Origin of the sequence: Mitsuokella sp. AF21-1AC, assembly GCF_003458855.1 — a bacterium.
Classification (GTDB): Bacteria; Bacillota; Negativicutes; order Selenomonadales; family Selenomonadaceae; genus Mitsuokella.
The window spans coordinates 38997-60074 of the sequence record NZ_QRVW01000016.1; the positions used below are offsets into that span (position 1 = coordinate 38997).

The window sequence follows — 21078 nt, forward strand, 5'->3', positions numbered from 1 at the left end:
TATGCCGGAACGCCGTTTCAACATCTTCATTGTAGCGTAAGGAGGAATTCCGTTTGTTGCTGGGATGTAAATTCTATGTTAAATCGTCTTGCCGCACCGCTGCAGCACGTCATCGAGGAACGATTGCAGGGCCTTGCTGTCGCTGTGCTGCAGCTTGAGCATGAGGCCGTGCAGGGCCTCGCGTTCCGCATGGCGAAGCCTGGCCCCGAGCAGGAGGCGGCCGGCGGCCTGCAGGTACGCGCGCACGAGCTCCTGCTGCGCACAATTTGCAAGCGACGCCTGATACTGTTCCTTCAGGATATCGAAGTCATGGTCCGTGACATGGCGAAGCTCGCGGTCCTTTTCCCGCTTGGCATCGGCGGCAAGCGTCTGCTGCGCCTTGACGGCATTGTTGAAGTCCTTGTGGTAAAGCTTCTGGCTCAGGGCGTCGGCCCGCTGGTTGAAGTCCTCCATGCTGGCCGTGAAATTCTGCACGGCTGCCGCAAATTCCGAGACGTGCTGGAACTGCCCCGCTTCTTCCGCCCGGCTGTCATCGAGTTCCTGCAGATGGCACGCGGCCTTTCCCGCCTCCTCCTGCAGGGCCTCGAGCTGCTCGTCATAGCGCGCGAGCACCCTGGCGGCGTCTTCTGCCTGCAGGGTCTCATGCAACTTCTCAAGCTGCGCATGAAGCGTCCCGATGTCCCCAGTGACTTCCGAAAGCCCCTGCCGGTACCGCTCCATCGCCGCCTGAAGCTGCCGGACGCGCACCATCACCGCCGGCTGTTCTTGTTTCGCTTCCATATCATATCTCCTTTCGAGCTGAATCACTACGAAAGTACATAAAAGTACATATAAAAGGCAAACATCTTGTTTTCTTGGATAGCCCGTAGTATAATAATCATAGGCTAAGAAGAAGTCAACGCGTGTATCACACGCAAACGAAACGCCCCGGAGTTAGGCCCTCTGGGGCGTTTCTTCTGTCAGTAACAAATCTATTCTATCATAAAACAGAACGAAACAAAATACTGCCCAACATCGTTTTCGTCGCTGACTAGACAACCGCGCGCTCCACCCGCAGCAGAACAGGGCAAACGAAAAAGCCCTGCCAGTGAGGCAGGACTTTTCATCGTGACGTTTCACAGCCAGAAAACGGCTCAGCACGGACGGGATGATTTCTATACCGGCAAGATCAGCAAACGCCCAGGGGCCCGTTCCCGTTATTGACGGCTTTCGTGCTCTTGCGCACGCGGATGACCGGTTCGAAGACGATCTGCTGCGGCTCGGCATGAGCCGACAATTCGGCCAGCAGGACCTGGCCGGCTTTCTGCCCCATCTCGGAGGCGGGCTGGCGGATCACCGTCAGCGGCACGCTCGTGATCTGCGAGAAAAAGATGTCGTCGAAGCCCATGACGGACACGTCCTCCGGCACGCGGATGCCCTGATTGTTGAGTGCATTCATCGCGCCGTAGGCCATCATGTCGTTGAGGCAGAGGACGGCCGTGGGCTTTTTCGGCAGCAGCACGGGAATGGCGTCGTAGCCGCTTTGATAGCGGAAATCACCCTGACAGATCAGGGCCTTCTCAAACGGGATCCCGCTGTCCGACAGTGCTGCCGTGTAGCCGCGCAGGCGGTCGTCATTCGTCTTGAGCCCCAGGGGGCCGCAGATGCAGGCGATGCGCCGGTGCCCGAGCGACACGAGATACTCCACCGCGATGTACGAGGCCTTGAAGTTATCAATGGAAATGGTGCTGAAGCCGCCGCTCTCATTGAAGCAGTCGATGAGCACCACAGGGCGCTTCATGCGCTTCAGCGCCGCGAAGGTCTGCTTTTCTTTCTCCCCCACCGTCTCGGAGGACATGACGATGATGAGCCCGTCCACCATCTGATTGTTCATCATGCGGATGGCCGAGATTTCCTGCTCGTGACGATCGTTGGAATTGCACAAAAGCAAATGGTAGCCATGTTCCCGCAGGACATCTTCCAGGCCCTTTGCCACCTCCGAAAAGAAGACATTCGTGATGTCGGGCAGGATGAGCCCCACGGTTTTCGTCTCATGCTTGATCAAGCCCACTGCCAGCCGGTTGGGATGGTAATCCATTTTCTTTGCCGTCTCCTTGATGAGCCGGCATTTCTCCTGCGAAATACGATGCGGCTTCCCATTGAGGACCAGGGAGACCGTCGTCGTCGACAGCCCCGTGGCTTTGGCAATATCTTTTAGAGTAGTAGGCATAGGCTCGATTCCTCATCATCCAAAATAATTTGCTAACAGCTTATTATAGCACAAGATCGAGGAAAAATACGACGAGAGCTCCACATATTCATCGACGATATGCGCATGATCCTCGCGTCCGGGGCCGAACTGGATGCACGGCACCAAAGGATTCGTCCGCACGAAGATTGAAGCATCGGAGAAGAATTTGATACCCTTGTAAACGGGCTCCTTCCCCGTCTCCTCCGCAATCATGCGGGCGAGAAGCCGGACTTCAGGAGCATCCGGCGCCACCTGTACGGCCGCGCGGTCATTCTGGACCGAGAAGGCCAGCTGCAGGCCAGGATGAGCCTTGCTGAGCTCTCCCGCAAGGCGCTTCGCTTCCGCGAGCACCGCCTCATTCGGAAGGTCCGGCGTCGTGCGGATGTCCATCGTGAGCGTACAGGCATCGGCGACCATATTGGCTTTGACGCCGCCCCGGATGCCCGTGAGGGTGCAGGTGGCAGGCCCGAGCAGCGGATCTTCATGCCGCGCGCAGAAGGCCGCGAGCCCACGATGCAGCTCATACGCCATATTGATGGCATTGATGCCGCGCTCCGGGTAGGCGCCGTGGGCCGTGCGGCCCTGGATGCGGGCCTTGAGCCACAGCGTGCCTTTGGCCGAGATGCCGATGGCATTATCCGTCGGCTCGGCGATGCAGACGACACCCGTACTCAGCGGAAGATGCGGGCTCATGGCCGCCGCGCCGAGGCCGCCGGATTCTTCGTCGGCCGTCGCCGCAAGGTAAATGTCGCCCTGCGGCAGCTCGTCCCGGCGTGCCGCCTGGCGAAAGGCGTACGCGATGGCCGCGAGGCCGCTCTTCATATCACTCGTGCCGCGGCCATACGCCCTGCCATCCCGGATGGTGAGCGCGATTGGCGGCACACTCCAGGCCGTTTCATCACCGGAAGGCACGGTATCCATGTGACCACAGAGGATCAGCGGCCGCTTTTCTCCCGTGCCCCGCAGGCGCGCCACCAGGCTGTCACGCCCCGTCTCGCGGCAGGGAATCCGCTGCAGCGTGGCATGCGTCCCTTGGAGGAACTCCGTCAGGAAATCGGCCAGACGGCTTTCCCGGCCCGGCGGATTCTGCGTATCCGTCTCCACCAGACGTTTCAGGAGCGCCAATGCTTCTTCCTCCTGCCTCATCGTTGCCATGACCGCATTTCCCCTCTCATTTCTGCGTCAGATAATCGAAAATCCCTTTCCAGAGCAGATCGTAGCCCTGCCAATCGAGGAATTCCTTCGGGCCCCAGTGCGGCGCGCAGTCAGACGTAAAGGCTGCCGAACGCCCTTTGCCGAACGAGCCGAAGGCCACGAGCGGGTCCCCTGCAATCGTCACCGGCACATCACAGCCCTCGCGCGGCAGCGTCTTGTTGTAGCCGAGGAAATGCGGCCACTCATGAGGAACTGCGGCAAGGGCGGGATGCGCATGCTCGACGGTTGGCGTCACGCCCTCCGGATGCTCCTCGCGGTCGTCGTCCGGCAGGCAGATGACAGGCAGGATGTCCTGGATGGCCGTCTTGCCGTAACGTGCCTTACAGTCGATGCCGGAGAAGGAAAGATAGCCGCCGACCATCAGGAAGGCGCCGCCGTTTTTGACATACGTCGCGATGGACTGGCAGCGGTTCGGCATCTTGCGGCCTTCCTTGAAGGTTTCATCGGCCAGGAGGAGCGTATTCGAGCCGATATCGGAAAGCACGACGCAGGCGTACTCCGACAGTTCTTCCGGCGTCCAGGGGAACCGCTCCGCCACATGCTGGCCCGGCAGATAGACAAGCTCATAGCCGGCATGGTCGATGGCACGCGCCAAAAACTCGATGCCTTCTTCATAGACACTCGTCGTAAACGTATCGAACCCTTTGACATGCGTCGTGAAACTCGTCCAGGATTCACCGCCGACTAAAATCTTTTTCTTCTGCATAAAAACCCCTCCTTGTTTATTTGCACCAGTTCAGGATAAGCGATGCGTAAATCTTGATGGCATCGATATATTGCTGGATTTCCACATATTCATTGACGGCATGGCACTGTGCGAGGCGGCCCGGGCCGTACTGCAGCGTCGGGCAACCCGCGATGTTGCGCCAGGTGCGGGAATCGCAGCCTGCCGGCGAGCCCACGATCGGTACCTCACGTCCGATGGCCTCGCGGAACGAATCGCGGAAGACCTTGACGAACGGATGTGCAAGGTCCATCTCGAACGGATTGCCCGTCTGGTAGACGCTGACCTTCGGGCGGTGCTCGCGGAGCCAGGCATCGCCATCGGCACAGAGCATGACGGCGTCCGTAAACTCCTTGACCACCTGATCATACGTCATGCCCGGCTGGTAGTGGACGCAGAGCTGGATGCTGCAGTAATCCGGCACCGTCGAGCCGGCATCGCCGCCCGTGATCACGCCGACATTGCCGGACGGCGGCGGCAGCAGCGGATGCTTGTACGTCAGCAGCCAGCGGTGTTCCATCTCTTCAAGCGCATGGATGATCTTGATGATCTTGTCGATGGCATTGACGCCCTTGAGCTTGAGGCCGGAATGCACGGCAATGCCCTCCGTCTCCACCTTGAAGAACACCCAGCCCATATGCGCCGCGATGAGCTCGTAATCCGTCGGCTCGCAGACGACGACGGCATCGGCCTTCTCACCGTGCATGGCGGCCACGAGCGAACCGTTGCCGCCGCCTTCCTCGTCGCAGACCGACGCGATCTTCACCGTGCCGGGAAGCTCGATGCCCGCATCCTGCAGCGCCTTGACGGCCATGATGGAGGCCATGAGGCCCGCCTTCATGTCGCAGGCACCGACACCGTAGAGTTTGCCCGCCTCGATGACGCCGCCGTAGGGATCATGCAGCCAGTTGTCGTGATTGCCGGCCGGCATGCTGTCGACATGGCCGTCGAACAGGATGCTCTTCTCGCCCGTTCCCGGAAACGACGCATAGAGATTGTAGCGATCCTTGTAATCGTGTCCGGGATTGCCCTCGTGGTACTTTTCCCGGCAGGCCGTGATGACGTCTTCCGTCAGCGGGTCCTCCTTTATACGGGAAGCGCCGAGCTCCTCGAAGACGGTCCGGAGGTATTCCTGGCCGTTCTTCTCGAGACCGCCGCCGATGCCGTGGTCGATGTCATGGGTATCGCACTGGACCAGTTTGACGAGATGCTCGACATAATCGTCCCGATGGGCTTCAATGGATTTCATGAGATCTGTCATGATTGCTGTCTCTCCTTTCGCTTTGACTCCCAATCGCTCAGATACGCAACGAGTTCCTGACGGAACAGGATGGTTTGCTCAATGCCCGCCTCATGGGCGATATTGCCGACCTGCGGGCGGCTGATGCAGGACTCCCGGATGATTTCCTCGCGGCTGAAGATCTCTTTGGGCGTCCCGTCGGCAATGATGTGCTTGTTGGCCATGACGACGATGCGGTCAAACGTGTTGACGACGAAATCCATGTCGTGCGTGATGACGACGACGCCGACGCCCCGCTCCTGCAGGTAGTCGAGAATCTTGCGCAGGATGACCGTATGTTTGCAGTCCTGGCCGGCCGTCGGCTCATCCCAGATCGTGTACAGGGGCTTTGTCGCCAGCACCGCCGCGATGGTCACGAACTTGCGCGTGGAATATGAGATGTCGAACGGATTCATGTCCCGGCAGTGCTCCAGCCCCGTCAGGGACAGCACCTCTTCCGTGCGCGCCTTGATCTCTTCCTCGGGCAGATGGAAGTAGCGCGGCATGTACTCGATTTCCTTGATGACCGTACTGTTGAAGATCTGTTCATCGGGGTTCTGGAAGACGTAGCCGACCATGCGCGCAATCTGGGCCGTCGTCTTCTCTTTCGTATTGATGCCGTTGACGAGGACCTTGCCCTGCGTGGGCTTGTAGAGGCCGTTCATCATCTTGGCCGCCGTCGATTTGCCCGCGCCGTTCTGGCCAATGATGGCCACGCGCTCGCCCGGACGGACCTTGAGGTTCAGGCCTTCGTTGGCGAGGAAGCCGTTCGGATAGTGAAAGGACACGTCCTGAAATTCAATTCCCTCCATGGATACCCCACCTTTCCTGTATCATCCGGCAGCAGGCCTCATCCGTAATGGGGATGCCCTGAAGCGGCATGCCCTTGTCGGCGAGATCATAGGCAAGCTGCGCGGCCTCCGGCAGTTTGACGCCGAGCGAGGGCAGCGAGACATCGGAGAGGACCTCCTGGGCGCTGCCGCTGCGCACGAGCTTCCCGTCCTTCATGACGAGCACCTCATCGCAGTACATGGCGATCATGTTGATCTTGTGCTCGACGAGAACGATGGTCTTGTTGCGCTTCTTGAGCGTCTCGATGATGTCGAAGATGCGGCGGGAGCCTTCCGGGTCGAGCTGTGAGGTCGGCTCATCGATGACGAGGATATCGGGGTCCATGACGATGATCGAGGCAAAGGCCACGCGCTGCCGCTGTCCGCCTGAGAGCTCCGTCGGATTGTTCAGCGCGAGGTGCTCGATCTCGAGGAGCTTCAGCACATCGATGACGCGCTTGACGATCTCCTCGGGCGGCACGCCGAGATTCTCGAGGCCGAGCGCGACTTCTTCAAATACGGTTTTCTTGACGCCGCTGATCTGCGTGAACGGATTCTGGAAGACGTAGCCGATATCGACGGACAGGGCATCGACATCGAGGTCCTTCATATCCGTGCCGTCGTAGAGCACCTGCCCTGACAAATCCCCCTTGAAGAAATTCGGGATGAGGCCGCGCAGGAGGTTGCAGAGCGTCGTCTTGCCGCCGCCATTCTCGCCGATGACGCCGTAGAACCGGCCTTTCTCGAACGTGAAGGAAACGTCATCGAGCGCCTTGTTCTCGGCCAGGGTATACGAGAATGTCACATGCTTGAGTTCTATGCGATCCATACGTAAATCCTCCCGATTATGGTCAAAATCAGCACCAGGTCAAAGAACCAGACAAGAAGATGCTCCGATGTCGGCACCTCGCGCAGGAGCAGCAGGCTCGTATGCTTGCTCGGCGCCGAGAACGCGCGCGCATCCATCGCGATGCTCTTTTCCTCGGCGTTCGAGATGGCGCCGAGCACGAGCGGCCCGAGCACCGGCACGAACGCCTTGGCCCGGTTCAGCATGCTGCCCTCCGTCTCGATGCCGCGGCAGCGCTGCGAATCCATAATGGTCTGTGAGGACTTGCTGAGGTCCTTGATGGTCTGGAACGCCGACAAAATGATGTAGGAGAACGTGTGCGACATGCCCTTCTTCTCGAGCATGTAGACGAGTTCATCCATCTCGGTCGTCTCCATGAACAGGATGAACGCGCCGCTGAACTCCATGACGAGGGCAGCCGAGATCAGTCCGAGATGGATGCCCTCCGGCGTGACGTGGATGCCGCCCATCTGAAAGAGGACGGTCGAGCCATTCGTGAACGCCGCACGCACGAGGAACAGCAGCGAAGCGAAGAACACGACGATTTTCCAATACACCTTCATGAAGGATTTGAATTTGCCTGCCAGCGCGGCAAAGACGAGGATCAGTGCCGTGAGGGCAAAGGCATACGCCACGTCAAATACCACGAAGGCGGATAATGTGATCGCAATCAGGATATTCGCCTTGCTCATCGGGTTCAGGTCAAGGACAAAATTGCCCTTGAGGCGCGGCTTTAAGTAATCATGAGCAAAAGACCAGTCCAATCTCTTCATCTCCTTTCAAATAAATATGGATAAAGGGGAAAGCCCTCCCCCCTTATCCATATTGCAACTGTTATGAAATTTTACCGGTACTCATTTCTTATCCGGCAGGATATATTCGCTCATCGGGAGCTTGGCGAGGAAGTGCATCGGCATGCTCTTGATGATGAAGTAGCTGACGAGCACGCTCAGCGTCTTATCGACAAGGCCGAACGTGAAGGAACTGATGGTGACAGCCACCGGCACCGAAAGGCCGAGCGTCATGAGGCCGGCTGCGACGATGCTGTTGCCCGTGCCGATGAAGCCGCCGAAGACGAGGACATCAATCGGTACCGAGATGCAGGTCGTGATGACGGCGATGATGATGCCGAGCAGCACGGCACGCTTGAACGAATGGAAAAAGCCCTTCTTCGTGAAATAAGCCGAGACGATGGCCATGGCGAAGCCGACCACCATGTACGGCAGGACCGTCGGCAGAGAAATTGCATTGATGATCTGTGTGATGGCTGCAACAATAAGACCTGGAACGACGCCGCAAATGGCACCGATTAAGATCGTGCCGATGGCGTCGAGCCAGATCGGCAGTTTCAGGAGGATGGCGATCTGGCCGCCGACAATGTTGACCGCGATGCCAACAGGAATCAAAAAGACCGTTAACTTGCCCATGTTCTTCATGTTTAACACTCCCATCTCAAACAAATTGATTAAGCGTTTCATCAAGTTTACTTCCAACGTTGAAGCCCGATTCTCTTCAGTTGTTTTGATAAAACGTTTTATCTATGTTTAAAGTACCACAAAACCATGTGGTTGTAAACAAATTTTCAGAAAGTATTTTGTATTCTTTGAATGGGCAAATCTACAAAAGTGCGTCTGAAATGTACTTCGCACAAATGTTTGACAAAGAAAAGACGCCTCGCAGCGGCCAGACAAATGCTGACTGCTGCGAAGCGTCTCGGCTTCCTTTTTTCAGTTCTGCTGCTGGACAAACGCGATGAACGCGTCCGTGGCGGCCTGGTCGGGCAGCTTGACCGTGTACATCTGGTTGCCCATCTGCGGCACCATCATCTCGGGCATGCGCTCGCACATGACCATATCCTTCCCGTAGCGCTCCATGATCTCCTCATGGCTGTGCACGTAAGAATGGGAGTCGCGGCGGCTGGCGTAGACGCAGTAGCAGTGTTTGCCGCTGTCCGGCAGGATGCGGCGGTTCGTCGTGACCATGTCGGCCCAGATCTGGTAGACATCGGTCGAATGCGCGTAGTTCATCATGTCCGGCGTGTAGCCGCCTGCCGGGCGCATATTGACCTCGAGGCCGACGAAGTCCCCGACCTCGCCGAGGCCCGGCTTCGCCTTCGTCAGGCGGAAGAACTCCAGGTGCACGAAGCGGCTCCTGACGCCGAACGCCTTGACCGTGGCGCGGCCCGCCCGGCGCAGGGCTTCGGGGAGCTCGGCTGCCGTGTAGTACGAGAGGTCGAGCTGCTGCAGCACGATGTCCATGACCGAGGGCGGCCATACCGTCATCGACTCGAACAGGGGCTCGGACTCCGCATTGACGATGGCATCGTAGGAGCAGATGTCGCCCGTGATGAATTCTTCCATGACGTAGGGCACGGCAGGAAGCTTCTCGAAGAAGGCCGTAAGGTCGGTATCCGAGGAGAGCTTGTACGTATCGCAGGCGCCGACGCCGACATCCGGCTTGACGATGACGGGGTAGCCAACCTCGGCGATGAAGGCGCGCGCCGCCTGCTCGTCCGTGACCTTGTGCAGGCGGGCCGTCGGCACACCGGCCTTGGCATAGTACGCCTTCATGGCCGACTTGTTCTTGATGCGCTGGATGTTGTCAGCCTGCTCCCCCGTCGTCACATGAAAGTCCGTGCGCAGGCGGGCGTCCTGCTCGAGCCAGAACTCGTTGTTCGATTCGATCCAGTCGATCTTGCCATATTTGAAGGTAAAAAAGGCGACGGCCCGCAGCATCTGCTCGTAGTCGTCGAGATGCGGCAGATAGTAGTATTCCGTCAAAGCACCCTTGAGCTCCTCCTGCAGGTCATCATACGGACAATCCCCGATGCCCAGCACGTTGACACCATTTTTGTGCAGGCGGTCGCAGAACTGCCAGTAATGCTTGGGAAAATGCGGGGAGATAAAAACGAAATTCATGATGTGTCGGTTCCTTTCTTACCCTTTCTTGCTTTCTTTCTAGTCTTTCTGTCCTTTACGAACCTTTACGCGCTGCCTGAGCTGCCGGCTCCAGCCATCGCGTCCGTTCAGCCCGGCTGATTCGTCTCGCCGAGGACATACGGCAGGAAGTAAACGATCTGCTTCTTCCACCAGCACCAGTCGTGGTCGACATCGTAGCCCCAGAAGTCCACCCAGGCATGGATGCCCTTCTGCTGGAAGACGTCGCGCATGAGCGCCGTCGTGCGGCGGCCTTCTTCTTCCCAGCGGCCCTGGCCGACGCAGAGCACGATGCGCTTCTCGTTGTACATATTGATGTACGGATGATCCTTTGGCATATTCGCGAGGAAATCGAGCGGCGAGTTCTGGTACAGCGTGCTGTCGAGCCAGCCGTCAAAGAAGAATTTGGCATCGTAAACGCCCGAGAGCGAGAGCATGGCCGAAAAGCACTCGGGGCGGCGGAAAAAGACGATGGCCGCATGCAGACCGCCGAGGCTGCAGCCCGCCGCGACCGGCAGGCGTCCCGTGCCGTTCTCCTGCCGGATGAAGGGCAGGACCTCTTCGATGAGGTAGTTGTAGTACGCCTCCTGCCGCGCGGCGCGCCAGCCCTTGTCGCCCCAGACGTTCGACCACGTTTCCTGATCGACCGTATCGACGCAGAACAGCTGGATTTTCCCCTGCTCGATGGGCTCGCGCAGCGTATCGATCATGCCGAAGTTTTCGAAGTTGTCGCACATGGAATCCTGCGTCGGCAAAATGAGGAACGGCGTTCCCGTATGGCCGAAGATCCGGATATTCATATTGCGGTCCAGCCTGGGACTATGCCAGGATATCTCTTGTCGTTTCATAAAAATCACGCTCCATTTTCGTTTCGCGGGACTGTATGGTTTACAGTTTAACAAGTTTACCAGCAATTGTCAAAAAAGAGGTGCCGCCCGTCGCTTCCCCGTGCACGGGGCCACGACGCTTGCAAGAACTTACAGGCAAGTATTGTTCTTGCCCATCCGTCCACGGACCTCTTCCACCGCTTCGCGGTCCCCCTTCCCCCTGCGGGGAGCTGCGACGCTTGTGCGGGCCTGCAATCGAGTAACGTTGCTGCCCGTCATCCATGGACCTCTTCCACCGCTTCGCGGTCCCCCTTCCCCGTGCGCGGGGAAGGCTAGGGGCTCGTGCAGATGGCGTCCCCTTCGGGGAAGCTGTCAGCGCAGCTGACTGAAGGGGTAACTGCTCACAGCAGCTTGCTATTTCCATGTAAATCGAAATATGCGCGACCCCTCGCCCACAGCCCCCTTTCGGCCCTGCGGGCCACCTTCTCCGGGGATGCCACCGGCATTCCGCGCTTCGCGCCCATGCGCGGGCTGCGACGCTTGCAAGAACTTGCAGTTGAGTTTTGTTCTTGCCCGTCCGTCCATGGACCTCTTCCACCGCTTCGCGGTCCCCCTTCCCCGTGCGCGGGGCTACGACGCTGGCAAGGACTTACAGTCAAGTATTGTCCTTGCCCGTCAGCTCAAGGACCTCTCCCGCCCCTACGGGGCACTTTCCCCGTGCGCGGGGCTACGACGCTTGCAAGGACTTACAGGCAAGTATTGTTCTTGCCCGTCCGTCCATGGACCTCTTCCACCGCTTCGCGGTCCCCCTTCCCCGTGCGCGGGGCTACGACGCTTGCAAGGACTTACAGTCAAGTATTGTCCTTGCCCGTCAGCTCAAGGACCTCTTCCGCCCCTACGGGGCACTTTCCCCGTGCGCGGGGAAGGCTGCGCTTCGATGCACAGTTTGTGGAATACCGAGCGGAGGGATGTGTTCCGCCTGGAGGCGCGCAGCGACTGCCCGCGATAATACCTGAGGGGACGAGGGCGCATAAGCGGAGCGTTGGCGCCTGGCGTTAAGAAGGGATTTTTCCTTGCCAGCTTCCTGGCGAACGAGCGTCGTTCAAGCAGCGCGCGTTTCGCACGTTCGTCAGGCTTCGTTAAAAAGGAAAAATCCCTTTAGCCAGCCGACTTCGCGCAGCGTTGCGCCCTCGTCCCCGTCTTTCACATTTAGCTGCGCGCTAAAGCCGGAATGCGTCCCGCAGCGTCATCGGTCATGCACAGATCCTCGCCCATGGACCCCTTTCGGCCCTGCGGGCCACACCCGGGGATGCCACCGGCATCCCGCGCTTCGCGCCCATGCGCGGGCTACGACGCTTGCAAGAACTTGCAGTTGAGTTTTGTTCTTGCCCGTCAGCTCAAGGACCCCTTTCGGCCCTGCGGGCCACACCCGAGGATGCCACCGGCATCCCGTGCTTCGCGCCCCCGTGCGCGGGCTACGACGCTTGCAAGAACTTGCAGTTGAGTTTTGTTCTTGCCCGTCAGCTCAAGGACCTCTTTCGCCCCTACGGGGCACCTTCTCCGTGCGCGGAGAAGGCACGCAACTTGCTGCGCTCGTGTTCTGCCGAAAAGCAAGAGCTTGAGCGGAGGGATGTATTCCGCCTGGAGACGCACAGCGACTGCCCGCAGGGCTGGGACCCAATACGAAAGGCTCTTCGCGCCGGATGTCGGAACGCCGCGGCAGGCGGCGAAACTTCTTCGCTGCTCGCAGCATGTTGGGGCACATTTAGCTGCGCGTTGAAGCCGGAATACATCCCGCAGCGCCTTCGCTTCGCTCTCGTGCGCGGGCTACGACGCTTGCAAGAACTTACAGGCAAGTATTGTCCTTGCCCGTCCGTCCATGGACCTCTTCCACCGCTTCGCGGTCCCCCTTCCCCGTGCGCGGGGAAGGCTTGGCGTTGAAAAACAAAAGACAGCAGTTTGTTCTGCTGTCCTGTTTCCGGATTTATTTTTCTGTCGTCGTTTTGGCTATGGCCTGCTCGCGCTTTAATTGCTGGGCTTCGTGCAGGATGCTCTTGATGTTCACGAGGTACTCCTGCTCGGCCTGACGCATGGTCTCGTAGAGCGGGTGGCCGAGCGGCTGCGAGAAGCAGTCTTCGTAGAGCTGCTCGAGTTTTTTGACGTTCTTCTTCTGCGTCAGGATGTAGCCGACGTTCTGCCGGCTGACTTTTGCAAGTGCCGCGTCAATCTCCGCGTGCAGGCCCTGCATCGATTTCGCCATGGTCTGCATCTTCTGCAGGGTCTGGCGGAAGCGGATATCCTGCGGGTCGAGGCTGTCCCCGGCGGGCGTTTGCATGCCAGGCAGAGACATATGGTCATGTGCATGATCATGGCCGTGGTGGCAGCCGCAGCCGCATGTATGTGCTTCGTGTTTTTCGTCCATATGATTCCTTTCTTTTTCGTCTGTCGGCAGACTCAGCGGATGTCGACCTGGCAGGCCTGCATCGCGGCCAGGGCGCACTCGTGGCTCGCGGGCGTCACGCCGGCGCAGCAATCGGCCTTGACGGCAATCGTCTTCTCGGGGAAGGCGGCCTTGAGGATCATGGCGTTGGCGATGACGCAGATATCCGTGCAGAGGCCCACGAGCTCGATCTCGTCGTAAGCGGCGAGGTGCTTCGGCAGCTCGAGCGAGCCAAAGGCCGGCTTCTCGACGACGGCCACGGCCTCTTTGGCAAGCGGCTGAAGCTCCTCCGCGAGCTGCCAGCCCGCCTCGGGCTTGATGCAGTGCGGGACGGGCAGTTTGCGGCCCTCCTGCGTTGAGAGGTAGTCCGCGCCGTGCGTGTCGAGCGTGAAGGCGAGCGCCGCACCGGCGTCTTTTGCCTGCTGCACATACGCAAGGAGGCGCGGCAGGAGCGCCTGTGCCTCCGGCGTGCCGAGGCTGCCGTCAATGAAATCCTTTTGCATATCGATGACTACGATACATTTCTTCATGGCAATCGTCCTTTCTCAAACTGCTGCCGAACATGCCGCCAGACGACCCGCTGCGAAATCTTACAGTTTGTGGCCGCAGGGCTTGCCCTTTTCAAACGTGTAGATGGCAGGGAAGCCGATCTCATCGCGCAGGATGGCGGCGGCCTCCTCGTAATGCGCGCCGAGCTGCGACGTCGTATGGCCGTCGGAGCCAATGGTGATGATCTTGCCGCCGAGGTCCTTGTAAAGCTTCAGGATGTCGCGCGAGGGCTGCGTATCGGGGAGATGGTAACGCCAGCTCGACGTGTTGATCTCGATGCCCTTGCCGTCGGCAATCGCAAGCTCGAGGACGGCTGCCACATGATCACGAATCTTGGCGAACGGATAGACGCCGGCCGGATCGTAGCGCACAATGAGGTCGAGATGCGCGAGGATGTTGTAGTCCTTGTAGTTCTGCATGACGTGGTAGATGGCATCGTAATAGCCTTCATTGTATTCCTGCTGCGTGCGCCCCTCCTGGAATTCACCCGTCCAGAAGCCCTTGCCTTCCGCCTGATGGCAGGAAAGCAGGATGAAATCCAACTGATCCTCATACGCGTGGTAAAGCTTCTCAAACTGCGGGATGGTTTCCACCTGCACGCCAAACTCCAGGCCGCCCCGGATTTTGATGCGGTCTGCGTATTCCTGGCGCAGGCGTGCAAGCGTTGCAAAATACGCGGGGTAATCCACGTTGACCATCGGCTGTCCGGAAAGATAAACAATGGGGGCGTCCTCCGACGGGTCAACGGCAATGCCGTAATCGACGTGCTCGGCGAAACAGAGTTCCTGGAACCCGAGCTCGACGGCTCTTTTGACCTGGTCTGCCATCGGCGTCTGGCTGTCGCGGCTGAATGCGGAATGCACATGATAATCTGCTTTGATCATTTCTTCATCCTGTCCTTCTCTTATCTGTCCTGGTCTAACTATCATACGTCCATATCATATCACATCTTGCCGCCGGGGTCATCCCGCTTCTCCGCGGCGGCCACCTCGCGCAGGGCCCGGAGGCGCGCGTCATGGCGGTCCCAGAAGCCCGTATCTTCTGCCAGAGCCGCCGCAAAGACGGGGGCCTTGAGTTTCTCTGCCAAATGCCGCGTGACGAAGTCGCAGAACTGCAAATACGGCCAGCGCAGGAAGGCGCGGCGGGAAATGACGAGGCTCGCCTCATCATATGTATCGAAGGGCATGCCCGGCACCATTTCCTGATACGGAGGCTCCGGCGAGGCTGCATCGTGCGGGAAAAAGGGGCTTAGCGTCACATACGGCTCCTCCTCTTCCCTCAGCCATTCCGTCTGGATGTCCCAGCAGACATCCTGGGTTCGGATCTGTCCGAAATATTCTCCGCCCGGCAGGACTTCCCGCCAAGCATCCCGCAGCCTCCTCTGCAGGGCCGCAAAATCCTGCGGCGTGAAGTGCTGCCAGTTCCATTGATATGCCATATACTCTTCCTTTTCTATTCCGTTTCTAATCGAATGCGAATCCAAGCCGCGTATACTGAAAACTATCCCTATGTATCCTATCACAACTTGCGGCTTCCTGACATCCATGTGCGGGAAAAAATCTCCGGCTTTATTTCTGGAACAAGACTTGGAACAAGGCTTGACAAAAGGAAGAAGCACCGCTAGCATGGAACTGTTGCCAATCCACGATGACAAGATGAAAGGACGGTTTGTATCCACATGCTGCCACCCATTCCCTTCAAATACATGCTGCCGCTCACGGGGCTGGCGGTCTCCGCCTTCGTGTTCAATACGTCGGAGTTCATGCCCATCGGACTTTTGACAGACATCTCCGACTCCTTCGGCATGACGCCGGCCGCGACGGGCATCATGATCACGGTCTACGCCTGGGTCGTCGGCATCCTGTCGCTGCCGCTGATGCTCGCGACCTGCCGCATGGAGCTCAAGCGTCTGCTGCTCCTGACGCTCGCGCTCTTCGCCCTCGGCCAGGCCGGCTCGGGGCTCGCCGTGAATTTCCCGATGCTCATGGGGGCGCGTATCCTCGTCGCCTGCGCGCATTCCATCTTCTGGTCGATTGCCGCGCCACTCGCCACGCGCCTCGTGACGAGGACGCATCAGCCTTTCGCGCTCTCGACGATTGCGACGGGGTCCTCAGTCGCCATGATCTTCGGCCTGCCGCTCGGGCGCGTCGTCGGCCTCGCGCTCGGCTGGCGCATGACCTTCCTCGTGCTCGCCGTCATCTCGACGCTGGCCCTGCTCTATCTCTGGCGCGTCTTCCCCTCGCTCACGAACAACTCCACGTTTTCGACGCGCGACCTGCCGGCGCTCGTGCGCAATCCGCTCGTCTCGGGCATCTTCGTGCTCTCCGTGCTCTTCGCCACGGCGTACTTCACGACGTACAGCTACATCGAGCCGTTCCTCGGCACGATCGCCGGCTTCGCGCCGGATGCCATCACCTGGACGCTCATGGTGCTCGGCGTCTGCGGCTTCTTCGGCAGCGTCCTGTTCTCGCGCTTCTACGGCCGCCACCGCTTCCCCATCTTCCGCGCGGGGCTCCTTGGCCTGCTCGTGGCGCTCATGTGCTTCCTGCCATCTGCCGCCTTCATGCCGTCGATGATCGCCTGCTGCATGCTGCTCGGCACAATCTCCACGCTGTTCAACGTGACGATGCAGGCCGAGCTCATCCGCAACTGCTCGCTGGCCGCAGCGCCCGTCGCCATGTCCATCTTCTCGGGCATCTTCAACGTTGGCATCGGCGGCGGCACCTTCATCGGCGGGCGCCTGGCCGCCGCCTCTCTCTTGCCGGACATCGGCTTTGTCGGTGCGGCGATTGCGGCCTGCGCCGTGCTCTTCGGCCTCCTCTTCTACCTGCCCCATGCCCGACGTCAGTCCAAACAGGAAAAAGTCAAATGAATCCGCAGTCAAAAACCCCGGTTCCCATCAAAAGGAACCGGGGCTTTTCTATCCGTGTATGTTGGCATTGCCGCAGGAGCCGCCGGCTCTTAGCGGATGACCTTGACGCGCTTCGCGATGTCTTCTTTTTCCTTGGCATCGGGCTCCGCGACGATGCCGCCGAACGGCATCTGCGCGACGAGCCGCCACGAGGCAGGCAGGCCGAACATGGCCTTGACCTTCTCATCGATGACCGGGTTGTAGTGCTGAAGGTTGGCACCCACGTTGAGATCGCGCAGGCCGCTCCAGATGGAGAACTGCAGCATGCCGTTGGCCTGCTGGGCCCAGACGGGGAAGTTCGCTGCATAGAGCGGGAACTTTTCCTGCAGGCCCTTGACGACGTCCGTGTCGAAGAAATAGAGGATCGTGCCGTAGGCGGCGCGGAAACCGTCGATCTTCTCGCGGGCGACCTTGCCATCAAACGCGTCGTAGATGGCATCCCAGAGCGCATCCTGCTGGCCGCCCGTCACGACGACGGCGCGGGCGCTCTTCATGTTGAAGGCATCCGGCACGAGCTCCGTAATCGTCTCGACGAGCCCGATGACCTCCTGCTCCGCAACGGGCAGATTCTTGTTGAGCTGGTAATACGTACGACGTTTGGCAATGGAATCGACAATACTCATGATGGTTCCCCCTTCTCCGGCACGCGCTTCGCGTACACGCTTACAAATGATATGTTTATTTTATCATGCGAACACAATTTCTTTCGTAACTCAGTCACACGAAAAGCGCTGAATCAAGAATGCAAACCGCGACGAAATGCAGCAGGATATGGTATAATTCAGTTAGAATATACTTGAACTTCTCGATTGGAATGAGGTATTTTTATGACAAAATCCGATCATCCCGATACAAATCCTGACATACATGCCTTTCCCGGCATCGCCGCGAATCTGCCCTGCTGCTTCTACATCGCAGAGGAAAATGCCCCCTATCGCCTGCTCTATGCCAATGAGGAAATGATGCGCCTGTTCGACTGCCGCGATCTCGCAGAGCTCTGTCATCATACGGAGGGCAATGCCTTTCATCTCTTCGCGATGGACGACCGCCTGCGCGTCGAGCAGGATATCCGGCACGAGCTCGCGGAGAAGCACGACCGCTTCGAGCATGTCCAGGGTCACCTCTTCACGCGCACGAGCCGCACCCGCTATGCGGACGTCTCGGGCCGCCGCGTCGACACGGAAGCGTACGGCCCCGTCTTTTACTGCACAATGCAGGAAATCGATATCCCGCTGCCGGGCGTCACGATTGACCGCGACATCCGCGACTACGTCATCCGCCATCTCGAAGAAGCCATCGAAAAGCACTGGATTCAGGTGTACTACCAGCCGATCATCCGCACGCTCACAGGCGAGCTATGCGGCCTCGAGGCCCTTTCGCGCTGGGTGGACCCGCACATCGGCTTCCTTTCGCCAGCGTCGTTCATCCCCGTGCTCGAGCAGGTACGGCTCATCCACCGCCTCGACGCCTTCGTGCTCGAGGAGGTCTGCCGCATGCTGCGCCAGCGCCTCGACAAGAACCTGCCCGTTACGCCCGTATCCTGCAATCTCTCGCGCTATGACTTCAGCCTCATCGACGTCTTCTCACTCGTCGAGGGGACGCGCCGGCGCTACGCTGTGCCGCGCGACTTCCTGCACATCGAGATCACGGAGAGCGTCCTCGCACAGAACGCCGAGACCGTTCATCAGGTGCTTGACCAGCTGCGCGAGGAGGGCTATGAGATCTGGCTCGACGACTTCGGCAGCGGCTATTCTTCTCTGAGCATCCTCAAGGATTACACAGTCGATCTCGTCAAGCTCGACATGAGCTTCCTGCGCAGTTTCACCGAGAAATCGCGCAGCATCATTATCTCAATCATCTCGATGGCCAAGGATCTCGGCGTCAAGACGCTCGCGGAGGGCGTCGAAACGCAGGAGCATGCGGACTTCCTCGCTTCCATCGGCTGCGGCCGTCATCAGGGCTATTTCTACGGCAAGCCGCGCCCGCTCGCGGGAACGCTGGCGCATATTGAGGCGGAAGGCCGCGGCATCGAACTGCGCAAGTGGTGCCATTTCTACGATATGGCCAGCATGGTCATCCGCCAGTCCAAGCGGCCCAACGCCATCCTCGACATGCAGGAAAACGGCACAATCCGCTTCCTCTACGCCAACCAGCCTTACCGCGAGCAGATACAGATGCTGGGCTATCAGCTGCAGGATATACAGCGGAATATGAGTTCGCCAGACAAATCCGATGCGAGCCGCCTCTTCTGGACATGCATCCACCAGTCGCGCCAGAGCCATCAGACCGAATCCTTCTTTTACGTTGATGGCGGCCATTACATCAGCGTCAGCCTTTGCGTGATCTATGCGCTGAATCATCATCTGCTGATCCAGCTCGAATTCCAGAATCTCTCCCAGAACGGCATCGGCCTGCAGCAGGATAAATTCGACGAACGCCTGCGCTACCTGTACAGCATGTTTGAGAATGTCTACCTCGTCAATTTCGCGAAGGACACAATCGAGCCGCTCCACTTCCGCGACGCACTCACATCGGCAAAAGATGCCGAAACAACAGCCTACGATATCCGGCATGCCGTGCAGGCCTTTGCCAGACAGTTCGTCTATGAGGATGACCGTAAGCGGTATCTCGCGTTCTGCGACCCCGATACCGTCATCGCACGCATCCAGAAGAGCCCGTACGGGCGCATTGCCTGCCGCTTCCGCGTGCGCGACCAGCGCGGCAATTACGGCTGGAAGGAATGTACGGCCATCCTGCTCGCCAGCGGGAACATGCCGCTCATGCTGACGGCCACCAAGACCGTGGATCCGCCCCTCCTCTCGCCAGCCGCCGGCGAAACCGCGCCGGAGGGCCAGCTGCTGCCCTCGCTGCTCTGGAAGAATTTCGAGCGAAATACGCATTTCCATTATTTCTGGAAGGACAAGGAGCGCCGCTTCCTCGGAGCGACGAAATCCTTCCTCGATTATTACGGTTTCTCGTCCGTGCAGGAGATTCTCGGCAAGACCGACGAGGATATGAACTGGCATGTCGACAACAACACGTATCGCCTCGATGAACTCGATGTCCTGCAGAAGGGCAAAACCATCGAGAATGTCGCGGGCGAGTGCATCATCCGCGGCACCCTGCACCACATCACCTGCTACAAGTGGCCGATTTACCGCGAGGGCGAGATCATCGGGCTCATGGGCGTCTTCTTCGATGCCAATGCGATTTACCACGACCTGCACAAGGCGCTGCCCTCCCCGTTTGACGATCCCATCACGGGGCTGCGCAACCGCCAGGGTTTCCTCGGGGATCTGACCCGGTATCAAGAAACGTGGACGATGGAAAAGCAGCCGTACGTGCTGATCCTGCTTGAGAGCCGCTTCGACGAGCATATCCAGGATTCGTATGAGCTGCCGCAAATCCGCGCTCTCGTCCGCCAGGAGGCCGAGCTCCTGCGCCAGCATACGGGGAAAGATGCTGCCATCGCGCGCATCCAGAATGCGACGTTTGCCATCCTGCGCCGCGAGAGCAGCCACCAGGAGTCTGAGGACCTCGCCCGCGAACTCCAGCACCGCCTGCAGTCGATTCACGAGATCAGCGGCAATCCCGTCACCATCACGTTCTGTTACAGCATCGTCCACGCCGATGACCCCGGCATCCACCGCCCACCCGACAGCAGCGTCAGCTACATCTACCGCCTTGCCATGGAACGCCTGCGCCACAACGGCTGAAAGCAAGGAGGCGACAGGCGGCGAAGCGAAGGCGCTGCGGGATGTATTCCGGCTTCAGCGCGCAGCTGAATGTGAGCGGCGGGAACGAGGGCGCAACACTGCGCGAAGTCGGCTGGCTAAAGGATGCCAGGCGCCAACGCTCCGCTTATGCGCCCTCGTTCCCTCAGGTATTATCGCGGGCAGCCGCTGCACGCCTCCAGGCGGAATACATCCCTCCGCTCGGTATTTCACAAATTGTGCATCGAAGCGAAAGCTGTCCCCGCGCACGGGCGCGAAGCGCGGGATGCCGGGGGCATCCCCGGAGAAAGTGGCCCGCAGGGCCGAAAGGGGTCCATGGGCGGAAACGGCAAGCTGCTGCGAGCTGTCACCCCTTCAGTCAGCTGCGCTGACAGCTTCCCCAAAGGGGACGCCAAGCCTTCTACGCGCACGGACCTCATCCACCGCTGACGCGGTCCCCCTTCCCCAACGGGGAAGGCTTTGGGCTCGCAGCCTTCGGTAAACACACGAGCTGTACAAGATGCGCAGCCTTCCCCTCTGGGGAAGGTGGCAGCCGCAGGCTGTCGGAAGGGGCGGC

At 59.2% G+C, this 21078-nt stretch carries 18 protein-coding genes; 2 read left to right on the plus strand and 16 right to left on the minus strand.

Translation table 11 applies throughout. From position 1 onward, the window contains the following. Positions 1–78 precede the first annotated feature (78 nt). From DWX75_RS07215 to DWX75_RS07285, 15 genes are all read right to left on the minus strand, one after another. Entirely contained in the window at positions 79–780 is a 702-nt protein-coding gene (locus DWX75_RS07215) for a hypothetical protein (RefSeq protein WP_118015659.1), read from the minus strand. 388 nt (positions 781–1168) lie between these two features. Beyond that, complete coding sequence (locus DWX75_RS07220; RefSeq protein ID WP_118015660.1) at positions 1169–2209, minus strand: LacI family DNA-binding transcriptional regulator; 1041 nt, start codon at positions 2207–2209, stop codon at positions 1169–1171. Positions 2210–2224: 15 nt separating this feature from the next. Next, positions 2225–3385, minus strand: a complete 1161-nt coding sequence (locus tag DWX75_RS07225; protein ID WP_233519518.1) for a M20 family metallopeptidase — start codon at positions 3383–3385, stop codon at positions 2225–2227. A 16-nt stretch (positions 3386–3401) separates the two neighbouring features. Then, complete coding sequence (locus DWX75_RS07230) at positions 3402–4151, minus strand: glutamine amidotransferase (RefSeq protein WP_118015661.1); 750 nt, start codon at positions 4149–4151, stop codon at positions 3402–3404. Between the two features lie 16 nt (positions 4152–4167). Further along, a complete protein-coding gene (locus tag DWX75_RS07235) occupies positions 4168–5430 on the minus strand; it encodes a M20 family metallopeptidase (RefSeq protein ID WP_118015662.1) in 1263 nt (420 codons plus the stop codon). Continuing rightward, positions 5427–6260: an energy-coupling factor ABC transporter ATP-binding protein gene (locus DWX75_RS07240; protein WP_118015663.1), complete on the minus strand. Its 834-nt coding sequence runs from the start codon at positions 6258–6260 to the stop codon at positions 5427–5429. The genes DWX75_RS07235 and DWX75_RS07240 overlap by 4 nt, the downstream gene beginning before the upstream one ends. Then, positions 6247–7107, minus strand: coding sequence for an energy-coupling factor ABC transporter ATP-binding protein (locus DWX75_RS07245; protein ID WP_118015664.1), 861 nt, complete (start codon positions 7105–7107; stop codon positions 6247–6249). Before DWX75_RS07245 ends, DWX75_RS07240 begins: the two co-directional genes overlap by 14 nt. Beyond that, positions 7095–7898 carry an energy-coupling factor transporter transmembrane component T gene (locus tag DWX75_RS07250; protein ID WP_118015665.1) on the minus strand — a complete coding sequence of 268 codons (804 nt, stop codon included), beginning with the start codon at positions 7896–7898 and terminating at the stop codon, positions 7095–7097. The genes DWX75_RS07245 and DWX75_RS07250 overlap by 13 nt, the downstream gene beginning before the upstream one ends. Before the next feature lie 81 nt (positions 7899–7979). Beyond that, the gene (locus DWX75_RS07255; protein ID WP_118015666.1) at positions 7980–8561 is read right to left on the minus strand and encodes a hypothetical protein; all 582 of its coding nucleotides are present in this window, start codon (positions 8559–8561) and stop codon (positions 7980–7982) included. A 291-nt stretch (positions 8562–8852) separates the two neighbouring features. Further along, positions 8853–10043: an acetyl-CoA carboxylase biotin carboxylase subunit family protein gene (locus DWX75_RS07260; RefSeq protein ID WP_118015667.1), complete on the minus strand. Its 1191-nt coding sequence runs from the start codon at positions 10041–10043 to the stop codon at positions 8853–8855. 107 nt (positions 10044–10150) lie between these two features. After that, complete coding sequence (locus DWX75_RS07265; protein ID WP_118015668.1) at positions 10151–10909, minus strand: esterase family protein; 759 nt, start codon at positions 10907–10909, stop codon at positions 10151–10153. Between the two features lie 1963 nt (positions 10910–12872). Continuing rightward, positions 12873–13310 carry a hypothetical protein gene (locus tag DWX75_RS07270; RefSeq protein WP_118015669.1) on the minus strand — a complete coding sequence of 146 codons (438 nt, stop codon included), beginning with the start codon at positions 13308–13310 and terminating at the stop codon, positions 12873–12875. 32 nt (positions 13311–13342) lie between these two features. Beyond that, positions 13343–13858: a cysteine hydrolase family protein gene (locus DWX75_RS07275; protein ID WP_118015670.1), complete on the minus strand. Its 516-nt coding sequence runs from the start codon at positions 13856–13858 to the stop codon at positions 13343–13345. A 60-nt stretch (positions 13859–13918) separates the two neighbouring features. Then, entirely contained in the window at positions 13919–14761 is an 843-nt protein-coding gene (locus tag DWX75_RS07280) for a histidinol-phosphatase HisJ family protein (protein WP_233519519.1), read from the minus strand. A 59-nt stretch (positions 14762–14820) separates the two neighbouring features. After that, complete coding sequence (locus tag DWX75_RS07285; protein WP_118015671.1) at positions 14821–15315, minus strand: hypothetical protein; 495 nt, start codon at positions 15313–15315, stop codon at positions 14821–14823. Between the two features lie 240 nt (positions 15316–15555). On the opposite strand from DWX75_RS07285, the gene DWX75_RS07290 reads away from it, so the two are divergent. Next, positions 15556–16749: an MFS transporter gene (locus DWX75_RS07290; protein ID WP_118015672.1), complete on the plus strand. Its 1194-nt coding sequence runs from the start codon at positions 15556–15558 to the stop codon at positions 16747–16749. Positions 16750–16838: 89 nt separating this feature from the next. On the opposite strand, the gene DWX75_RS07295 is transcribed toward DWX75_RS07290, so the two are convergent. Further along, the gene (locus DWX75_RS07295) at positions 16839–17411 is read right to left on the minus strand and encodes a nitroreductase family protein (RefSeq protein WP_118015673.1); all 573 of its coding nucleotides are present in this window, start codon (positions 17409–17411) and stop codon (positions 16839–16841) included. Positions 17412–17615: 204 nt separating this feature from the next. Here DWX75_RS07295 and DWX75_RS07300 point away from each other — a divergent pair, with 204 nt between their 5' ends. Then, positions 17616–20504: an EAL domain-containing protein gene (locus tag DWX75_RS07300; protein ID WP_118015674.1), complete on the plus strand. Its 2889-nt coding sequence runs from the start codon at positions 17616–17618 to the stop codon at positions 20502–20504. Positions 20505–21078: the final 574 nt, after the last annotated feature.

Coding starts and splice junctions, on each gene's coding strand:
- DWX75_RS07215 (WP_118015659.1), bottom strand. CDS start 780: ATGGAAGCGAAACAAGAACAGCCGGCGGTGATGGTGCGCGTCCGGCAG.
- DWX75_RS07220 (WP_118015660.1), bottom strand. CDS start 2,209: ATGCCTACTACTCTAAAAGATATTGCCAAAGCCACGGGGCTGTCGACG.
- DWX75_RS07225 (WP_233519518.1), bottom strand. CDS start 3,385: ATGGCAACGATGAGGCAGGAGGAAGAAGCATTGGCGCTCCTGAAACGT.
- DWX75_RS07230 (WP_118015661.1), bottom strand. CDS start 4,151: ATGCAGAAGAAAAAGATTTTAGTCGGCGGTGAATCCTGGACGAGTTTC.
- DWX75_RS07235 (WP_118015662.1), bottom strand. CDS start 5,430: ATGACAGATCTCATGAAATCCATTGAAGCCCATCGGGACGATTATGTC.
- DWX75_RS07240 (WP_118015663.1), bottom strand. CDS start 6,260: ATGGAGGGAATTGAATTTCAGGACGTGTCCTTTCACTATCCGAACGGC.
- DWX75_RS07245 (WP_118015664.1), bottom strand. CDS start 7,107: ATGGATCGCATAGAACTCAAGCATGTGACATTCTCGTATACCCTGGCC.
- DWX75_RS07250 (WP_118015665.1), bottom strand. CDS start 7,898: ATGAAGAGATTGGACTGGTCTTTTGCTCATGATTACTTAAAGCCGCGC.
- DWX75_RS07255 (WP_118015666.1), bottom strand. CDS start 8,561: ATGAAGAACATGGGCAAGTTAACGGTCTTTTTGATTCCTGTTGGCATC.
- DWX75_RS07260 (WP_118015667.1), bottom strand. CDS start 10,043: ATGAATTTCGTTTTTATCTCCCCGCATTTTCCCAAGCATTACTGGCAG.
- DWX75_RS07265 (WP_118015668.1), bottom strand. CDS start 10,909: ATGAAACGACAAGAGATATCCTGGCATAGTCCCAGGCTGGACCGCAAT.
- DWX75_RS07270 (WP_118015669.1), bottom strand. CDS start 13,310: ATGGACGAAAAACACGAAGCACATACATGCGGCTGCGGCTGCCACCAC.
- DWX75_RS07275 (WP_118015670.1), bottom strand. CDS start 13,858: ATGAAGAAATGTATCGTAGTCATCGATATGCAAAAGGATTTCATTGAC.
- DWX75_RS07280 (WP_233519519.1), bottom strand. CDS start 14,761: ATGATCAAAGCAGATTATCATGTGCATTCCGCATTCAGCCGCGACAGC.
- DWX75_RS07285 (WP_118015671.1), bottom strand. CDS start 15,315: ATGGCATATCAATGGAACTGGCAGCACTTCACGCCGCAGGATTTTGCG.
- DWX75_RS07290 (WP_118015672.1), top strand. CDS start 15,556: ATGCTGCCACCCATTCCCTTCAAATACATGCTGCCGCTCACGGGGCTG.
- DWX75_RS07295 (WP_118015673.1), bottom strand. CDS start 17,411: ATGAGTATTGTCGATTCCATTGCCAAACGTCGTACGTATTACCAGCTC.
- DWX75_RS07300 (WP_118015674.1), top strand. CDS start 17,616: ATGACAAAATCCGATCATCCCGATACAAATCCTGACATACATGCCTTT.